This window comes from Marinagarivorans sp. (assembly GCF_982758155.1).
Genome location: NZ_CEXWTU010000028.1, coordinates 23,561 through 31,836, shown reverse-complemented (window position 1 = coordinate 31,836; position 8,276 = coordinate 23,561). Strand labels below are relative to the sequence as shown.

Below are 8,276 nucleotides of genomic sequence, written 5' to 3'. Positions count from 1 at the left end.
GTTTAGGTGCCGGGTTTTGAGTTACCGGAAAGGCTTGGTGAGGATGTTAGCTTCGATGATTTAGTTGAGTAGCGTCCCGTGAAGGATTTGGGGCAGAGGCTATCCCGATGGCGAGATTTGTGGGGCTTCTCTCAGCGTGAATTGGCGAGGCGTGCCGATATTACCAATGGCACGCTTTCGCAAATAGAGCAGGGTAATACCAGTCCGTCGATACAGACTGTGCAAAAATTGGCGAGTGCCTTTGGGGTTGATCTGCAAACGTTAATGTTCGTTGATCCTTACCCCCCCTTATTAATTCGCTCCGAGGGCAGTGCGCCGCTCTTACCGCTGAGTGCGGGAACTGCCGGCGTATATAGTTTCGACGCGATGGCGCCGACCTTTAGTCGAATCCAGGTTTCCCCTGGTGGTGTACTGGAATACGCTGAGATTTTAGCGGTTATCCAAGGTGATGCGAAGAGCGGGTTAAACTCGGGTACCGACTGGCTTCGTTTATACGTAATATCTGGCGAATTGACTGTAGAGTTGGCTGGCCGTGCTGTTTCTTTGTTGGCTGGTGATGCCGCCTGCATACCTGCTGGGCAGCCGTTCATGATTCTGTGTGCGGATAAAGCGTCGGAGTTGTTGTTGCTGACGCCATTCCATATTACATATTCAGTTTAACGGTATCCTTAGCAAGTTATCGATGCCTGGTTACGTCGCAAGCCGCCATAAGGTGGCGTTGAAATTGTCACTTTCAAACTACTTCATCGTGAACCATACTTGGTGAATAAGCAGGTCCATATATACGGCCAATTCCGGTGGTATGCTTAGCGCGTTAATTTCAATATGTTGCAGGTAGGCTTTTCTGAAGCAAGAGCTTACTTTGCGGTAGTCAACCAACTCCAAATTTAATCAAAGTAGGAGTCGCTATGATTTATCAAGGAGAGGCGGTAAACGTTTCTGTTATCGACGACGGCATTGCTGAGCTGCAGTTTGATGCTCGCGGGGAGTCTGTTAACAAATTTGATCGTCGAACGGTCGCAGAGCTTGCTGAGGCATTAGATGCTATTGAGGCTGCTGAAGGCTTAAAAGCGGTGCTCATTTCTAGCGCTAAGCCTGTCTTTATTGTTGGAGCAGACATCGCCGAGTTTCAACCGGCTTTTGCGCAGGGGGTGGATGCCGTGTTTAAGTTGGTGTCTGTAACGCGAGACCTTTTTTCCCGAATAGAAGATTTTAAGCTCCCAACGGTTGTGGCCATCAATGGTTATGCGCTCGGTGGTGGTTGTGAGCTTTGCTTGGCGTGTGATTATCGCGTTATGAGTACTGAGGCAAAAATGGGCTTGCCAGAGACAAAGTTAGGTATTTTACCTGGCTGGGGCGGAACAGTGCGCCTGCCGCGAATAGCTGGCGTCGATACGGCTGTTGAATGGATTGCCGGTGGAGCAGAGAGTAAAGCTGAAGTTGCACTAAAAGCGGGTGTGGTCGATGGTGTGGTGACTCCCGAAAAGCTTAGAGCGGCTGCGATAGTTGTTGTGCAGCGTATTATCGAGGGTGATTTACCTTATTTGTCGCGCAGGGCGAAAAAGACAGCGCCTCTCGAAATGAACGATACCGAATCGCTTTTAGCATTTGAATCATCGAAAGCGTTTGTTGCAGGTAAGGCTGGCAGAAATTACCCCGCACCAGTCAAAGCAATAAAAACTATGCAGGAGGGGGCGAAGTTAGGCCGAGATGCAGCGTTAGAAATAGAAACTGCAGCATTTTGCAAGCTGGCGTCAAATAGTGTGGCTAGGGCTCTTGTTGGTTTATTCCTCAGCGATCAATTTATTGCTAAAAAAGCAAAGTCGATTGCAAAAGCTGCAGTCAGCCCAGTTAGGCGTGCCGCTGTTTTGGGTGCCGGCATTATGGGCGGAGGCATTGCATATCAGTCAGCTGTCAAAAACATCCCCATCAAGATGAAAGATATTGCTCAGAGTGGCATTGATCTGGGGTTGGCTGAAGCGGCTAAGCTTTTGGAGAAACGCATGGAGCGCGGGCGTATTTCTGCGGGGGATTTGGCCGCAACCCTTAATCGAATTGAGCCAACATTAAGTTACAGTCACTTTGGTGATGTCGATATCGTTGTGGAGGCTGTTGTTGAAAATCCTAAAATTAAGCAGGCTGTGCTGGCGGAGGTTGAGCTAGAGCTTAATGAAAAAGCCGTACTGTGCTCTAACACATCAACAATATCGATTGATTTTTTGGCGCAAGGCTTGGCTCGCCCCGAGCAGTTTTGTGGCATGCACTTTTTTAACCCCGTTCATGCTATGCCACTAGTTGAAGTGATACGTGGGGCAAAAACGAGTTATGAGGCTGTTGCGACAACGGTAGCTTATGCTCAGGCACTGGGTAAAAAGCCTGTTGTTGTGAAGGATTGTCCTGGATTTTTGGTGAATCGCGTGTTGTTTCCTTATTTTGCGGCTTTTGCGATGCTGCTACGTGACGGCGCAAATTTTGAGCACGTTGATAAGGTTATGGAGCGTTGGGGGTGGCCTATGGGGCCGGCTTACCTGATGGACGTTGTCGGTATTGATACTGGGGTTCACGCGGAAGCTGTTATGGCTGAAGGCTTTCCTGATCGCTTGACGAAGAGCTTTAAGGCTTGTTCTGATATTTTATTTGAAGCTGGCCGCTACGGACAAAAAAACAACGCGGGCTTTTATATTTATACAAAGGATAAAAAAGGTAAGCCCGTTAAGCAGTCAGACGCCTTGGTTTTTGATTTGCTTAAACCTCATTGTGCGCCGTTGCGTGAATTTAGTGATGAAGAAATTATTGCGCGGCTAATGGTGCCAATGGCGACTGAGTTGGGGCGTTGTTTGAACGAAGGCATCGTGGATACCGCGGCAGAGGCAGATATGGCGCTTGTTTATGGATTGGGCTTTCCCCCCTTTAGAGGTGGGTTGTTGCGTTGGATTGACGAAGTTGGTATTGCTGAGTTTGCGGCGATGGCGAAGGCGCATGAAAGCTTGGGTCCACTTTATGTGCTCCCAGAAAATATGCAAAAAAAGCTTGCCGATGGCGCAGCTTTTTATTCACAAGCTTAAAAGAGGGGATTCAACATGGCTATCAACCCAAGAGATGCTGTAATTGTTGATTATGCGCGAACGCCAATGGGGCGTTCGAAAAATGGCTGTTTCCGAAGCCTTCGTGCAGATGAAATGAGTGGCTTGTTGATGAAGTCTCTACTGGCGCGCAATGCTGCGCTTGATCTCGCCAATATAGATGATGTTATCTGGGGTTGTGTTATGCAGCGGGGTGAGCAGGGTTTTAATGTGGCGCGCAATAGCATGTTGCGGGCGGGCATTCCTCATACCGTTCCAGCACAAACCGTTAATCGCCTTTGCGGGTCCTCAATGTCTGCCTTGCATGCGGCCGTCGCTAATATCAGGGCTGGTGTAGGCGATGTTTATTTGGTCGGTGGCGTAGAGCATATGGGTCATATCGATATGAATAAGGAGGTCGACCCTAACCCCTTGATGGGCCTTTCGGTTGCTAAGGCGGCCGGATCCATGGGCTTGACGGCCGAATTTCTCTCGCTGCTGCATGGTATTACGCGAGAGCAGATGGACGCTTTTGGTGCGCGCTCCCATCAGCGCGCTGCCGCTGCGACAGCCGAGGGTAAGTTTGAGCGTGAAATTATACCGATGGAAGGGCTGGATGAGGTTGGGGCTCCAATGCTTGTTTGTGAGGATGAGACTATTCGCCCCGAAACCACGGCAGAAGTGCTGGCCAAACTTCGGCCGGCGTTTAACCCCAAGGGCGGTACTGTAACGGCGGGCACCTCATCACAAATTACCGACGGTGCATCATCAATGCTGGTAATGTCTTATCAGCGGGCTTTAGACTTGGGGTTGCAGCCCGTCGCAAAAGTCATTGGTATGTCTGTTGTTGGGGTTGACCCATCAATTATGGGGTACGGACCAGTGCCATCAACCCAAAAAGCCCTGGGTGACCTAGGCCTTAAAATTGAAGATATTGATGTGGTTGAGTTAAATGAAGCTTTTGCTGCCCAAGCTTTGCCGGTCCTAAAAGATTTGTCGTTGCTTGATAGTATGGACGAGAAGGTCAATCTTTATGGCGGAGCTATTGCTTTGGGGCATCCATTTGGATGTTCTGGCACCCGAATAACGGGGACGCTACTGAGTGCGATGGTAGATAAACAAGCGACGCTAGGGGTTTCCACGATGTGTATCGGCCTTGGGCAGGGCATTACAACGGTTATAGAGCGGCTTAATTAGGTAGGCTGTTTTTTATCTATATTGCACTTATTTTGTGCGCCTAATGTAATTAAATTCAGTTTTTTACTATTTATTGTAAAAAAAAGTTGAAACACTCTAAGTGCTATGGCACTATTTGCACCCCTCGCTAAGGCGGGTAAGCAGAAGGCTCTTTTTTCTTATAAGAATCAAAGGGTTAGGTCTATTTTGGCTTGCTTACCTCCTAGTTTAGACGAGTGATGAATCATAGGCGGTCGTGGCGGAATTGGTAGACGCGCTGGATTTAGGTTCCAGTGCCGCAAGGCGTGAGAGTTCAAGTCTCTCCGACCGCACCATGATTTATTGAGCTCGCATTTCACATAATTTCCCCAGTTTTTGGTAATGAGGCATATCATGCAAGTTTCTGTTGAGACAACGTCCGGTTTAGAGCGTCGTTTGACGGTTGGCATCCCTGCTGCGCAGGTCGATCAAGAAGTCAATAAGCGTCTGCAGCAGGCTTCCAAAACCGTACGAATTAATGGTTTTCGTCAGGGCAAAGTGCCCATGAGTGTTGTTAAAAAGCGCTTCGGAGCGGGTGTTCGTCAGGAGGTTCTTGGTGATGCCATTAACCGCTCTTACTACGAGGCCGTGACCCAAGAAAAGCTGCGCCCAGCGGGCCAGCCAAATATCGAGCCTAAACAAATGGCTGCTGGTAGCGATATTGAGTTTGTCGCAACTATCGAGGTTTACCCGGATGTAGAGTTGAAGGGTGTTGATGGTATTGCAGTTGAAAAGCTCAGTGCTGAGATTACTGATTCCGATGTTGAGGAGATGATCGATACTTTGCGCAAAAGTCAGGCGAAGTGGTCTGATGCGGAAAAAGTAGCAGCTGATGGAGATCAGTTGGTTATTGATTATGCTGGCACAAAAGACGGCGAAGCTTTTGATGGCGGCACGGCTGAAAGTCAAAACCTGGTTTTAGGTTCTGGTCAGATGATTGAAGGTTTTGAGTCTGGCTTGGTTGGCGCTAAGGCAGATGATGAGCGCGTATTGAAGCTTACTTTTCCTGAGGATTATCAGGCTGAGGAGTTGCAGGGCGCTGCTGTTGAGTTCGCGGTAACGGTAAAGGCTGTGCAGGTTCAGGAATTGCCAGAGATTAATGATGAGTTTTTTAAGATTTTTGGCGTATCTGAAGGCGGTGAAGAGCAGTTCCGCAAAGAAGTTCGTGAAAATATGGAAAACGAAAAAGAAAAAGCGGCTAAAAATAGCTTAAAGACACAAATTTTTGATGCGTTAGTTTCTGCGAATGAGTTTGAGATTCCTAATGCGCTTGTTGCGACAGAGGTTAATGCTTTGCGTAATCAGATGGCGCAACAGTATGGGCAGTTGAGTGAGAAGCTTGATCTGAGCACTATTTTCCCTGACGCGATGTTTGAAGAGCAGGCTAAAAAGCGTACGCATTTAGGGTTGTTGGTGTCAGAGGTGGTGACAAAAGAATCTTTAAAAGCCGATAAAGATCGTGTTAAGGCGATGATTGAAGGTTTGGCTGCAACTTACGAAGATCCTCAGAGCGTTGTTAATTATTATTTTGGTAATGAGCAATTATTGGCTGGTGTTGAGGCTGCAGTTTTGGAAGAGCAGGTTGTTGAGAGATTGGTTGAGTCTGCTGCCGTTACAGAAAAAACCGTGCCTTATAAAGAGCTTATTGGTCAGTCGCAAGGCGCCACTGCTTAATTATTAAACGACTCGATGTTTTCGAAAACCCCGCTAGAGCTTGTTAGGCTTTAGCGGGGTTTTTTCTTTTCTGGCATATCTTTAAATCTCGGGTTAAGCTTCTTGGGTAAGCATTTTTTTAAATTCGACCCTGTTGTATATACTGGGTCGCAGAAACAAGGAAAATAATAAGCTATGTCTATAATTGATACTCAAGGGGTGGTGTCTTCAAATCCTAGCGCAGCCTTGGTGCCAATGGTCATTGAGCAAACTGCACGCGGTGAGCGCTCATTCGATATTTATTCGCGCTTGTTGAAAGAGCGGGTGATTTTCTTGGTGGGGCAGGTTGAGGATCACATGGCTAACTTAGTCGTCGCTCAGCTCCTGTTTCTTGAGGCTGAGAATCCCGATAAAGACATTCATCTTTATATTAACTCTCCTGGTGGGTCTGTAACGGCGGGTTTGTCGATTTACGACACAATGCAGTTTATTAAGCCTAATGTGAGCACAATGTGCATTGGTCAGGCTTGCAGTATGGGGGCATTTCTCTTGGCGGCTGGGGAGAAGGGGAAGCGTTATTGCTTGCCTAACTCGAGGGTTATGATTCATCAGCCTTCTGGTGGAGCGCAAGGGCAGGCAAGTGATATTCATATTCATGCGCAAGAAATCCTCAAGATTCGTGAGCGCTTGAATACGCTGATGGCTTCACATGCAGGCAAGACGACTGAAGAGATTGCACGCGATACCGAACGCGATAACTTTATGAGTGCTGAAGAGTCGAAAGCCTACGGTTTGATTGATGAGGTTCTTGTGGATCGCCTGCCGGCGACAGCAAAATAGTTTAGTGTCGGTGTTGTTTGGGTTCTGGGATTGCCCTTTTTGTAATTAATTTAAGTGTTTGGGTCTAAATTAATTTGCATTTAGAGGTTTAGTCCCAATTGTGAGAGAAGAATAATTGGCGGAGAGGTTTAATGACCGACCACACCAAAGATCAAGATGATAATGGTAAGCTACTGTACTGCTCTTTTTGCGGTAAAAGTCAGCATGAAGTACGCAAGCTCATAGCGGGTCCTTCTGTATTCATTTGTGATGAGTGCGTTGATCTATGCAATGACATTATAAGAGAGGAGGTTCAAGAGAGTGAGGCAGAAGGTGGTTCAGATGCTTTGCCTACGCCTCAAGAGATATCCTCAACACTCGATGATTATGTGATTGGTCAGAAGCAGGCTAAGAAAGTGCTTGCTGTCGCTGTTTACAATCATTACAAGCGCCTACGTAAGGGCGGTAAAAAGAAGGGTGAGGTTGAGCTGGGCAAGAGTAATATTTTGCTTGTGGGGCCAACGGGTAGCGGTAAAACGTTACTGGCTGAGACACTTGCTCGCTTGTTGAATGTGCCTTTTACTATCGCTGATGCAACAACACTAACTGAAGCTGGTTATGTTGGTGAGGATGTTGAAAATATTATCCAAAAGTTGTTACAGAAGTGTGACTACGATGTGGAGAAGGCTCAGCAAGGTATTGTCTATATTGATGAGATCGATAAGATTTCAAGAAAATCGGATAATCCTTCCATCACTCGAGATGTTTCTGGTGAGGGTGTTCAGCAGGCCTTGCTTAAGCTTATCGAGGGTACTGTAGCGTCTGTTCCTCCTCAGGGGGGGCGCAAGCATCCTCAGCAGGAATTCTTGCAGGTTGATACGTCTAATATCCTATTTATCTGTGGCGGTGCTTTTGCCGGCTTAGATCGCATTATTCGCGAGCGCTCGGAGAAGGGCGGTATCGGATTTAGTGCTGAAGTGAAGAGCAAAGACGCGAAAGAGAATGTCGGTGAAACGCTTAAGGGATTGGAGACTGAAGATTTAGTTCGCTTTGGTTTGATTCCTGAGTTTGTGGGCCGCCTACCTGTTGTGGCAACGCTTGATGAGTTGGATACCGATGCGTTGATGGCCATCCTTGCAGAGCCTAAAAATTCTCTGGTTAAGCAATACTCCCGCTTATTCGAGATGGAGGGTGTTGATATAGACTTCCGTGAGGAGGCCTTAAAAGCCGTAGCGTTAAAGGCAATGGCCCGCAAGACTGGAGCTCGAGGTTTGCGCTCCATCATGGAGTCAGTGTTGCTTGAGACTATGTATAAGTTGCCCTCGGAGGAGGGGGTTACTAAGGTGGTTGTAGATGAGTCCGTTATTAAAGGCGAGTCTGAGCCGTTGCTGGTTTATGAGAAGGTCGATAAGCCCTCTAAAGTCGCACCTGACGAATAAAAAGTTGCTTTCACCTTCAAAAGGCCTCATTCGAGGCCTTTTTTATCGTTGTTTTTTGGCAAAGAGGCCATACTTATACCTCTTGGTC

The 8,276-nt window shown here is 47.5% G+C and carries 6 protein-coding genes and 1 tRNA gene; all 7 read left to right on the top strand.

Features of this window, described 5'->3' with window-relative positions; genetic code table 11:
- The first annotated feature begins 78 nt into the window (after window positions 1–78).
- The gene (locus AC3A8L_RS05510; protein ID WP_487961233.1) at window positions 79–660 is read left to right on the top strand and encodes a helix-turn-helix domain-containing protein; all 582 of its coding nucleotides are present in this window, start codon (window positions 79–81) and stop codon (window positions 658–660) included.
- A 248-nt stretch (window positions 661–908) separates the two neighbouring features.
- Window positions 909–3,065, top strand: a complete 2,157-nt coding sequence (fadB, locus tag AC3A8L_RS05505; RefSeq protein ID WP_487961232.1) for a fatty acid oxidation complex subunit alpha FadB — start codon at window positions 909–911, stop codon at window positions 3,063–3,065.
- A gap of 15 nt (window positions 3,066–3,080) precedes the next feature.
- Complete coding sequence (gene fadA, locus AC3A8L_RS05500) at window positions 3,081–4,259, top strand: acetyl-CoA C-acyltransferase FadA (protein WP_487961231.1); 1,179 nt, start codon at window positions 3,081–3,083, stop codon at window positions 4,257–4,259.
- A gap of 229 nt (window positions 4,260–4,488) precedes the next feature.
- A tRNA-Leu gene (locus AC3A8L_RS05495) sits at window positions 4,489–4,573 on the top strand.
- Window positions 4,574–4,631: 58 nt separating this feature from the next.
- On the top strand, window positions 4,632–5,951 hold the full coding sequence (gene tig / locus AC3A8L_RS05490) for a trigger factor (protein WP_487961230.1): 1,320 nt from the start codon (window positions 4,632–4,634) through the stop codon (window positions 5,949–5,951).
- Between the two features lie 174 nt (window positions 5,952–6,125).
- Entirely contained in the window at window positions 6,126–6,770 is a 645-nt protein-coding gene (gene clpP / locus AC3A8L_RS05485; RefSeq protein WP_487961229.1) for an ATP-dependent Clp endopeptidase proteolytic subunit ClpP, read from the top strand.
- Window positions 6,771–6,901: 131 nt separating this feature from the next.
- The gene (clpX, locus tag AC3A8L_RS05480; protein WP_487961228.1) at window positions 6,902–8,188 is read left to right on the top strand and encodes an ATP-dependent Clp protease ATP-binding subunit ClpX; all 1,287 of its coding nucleotides are present in this window, start codon (window positions 6,902–6,904) and stop codon (window positions 8,186–8,188) included.
- The last annotated feature ends 88 nt before the right edge of the window (window positions 8,189–8,276 follow it).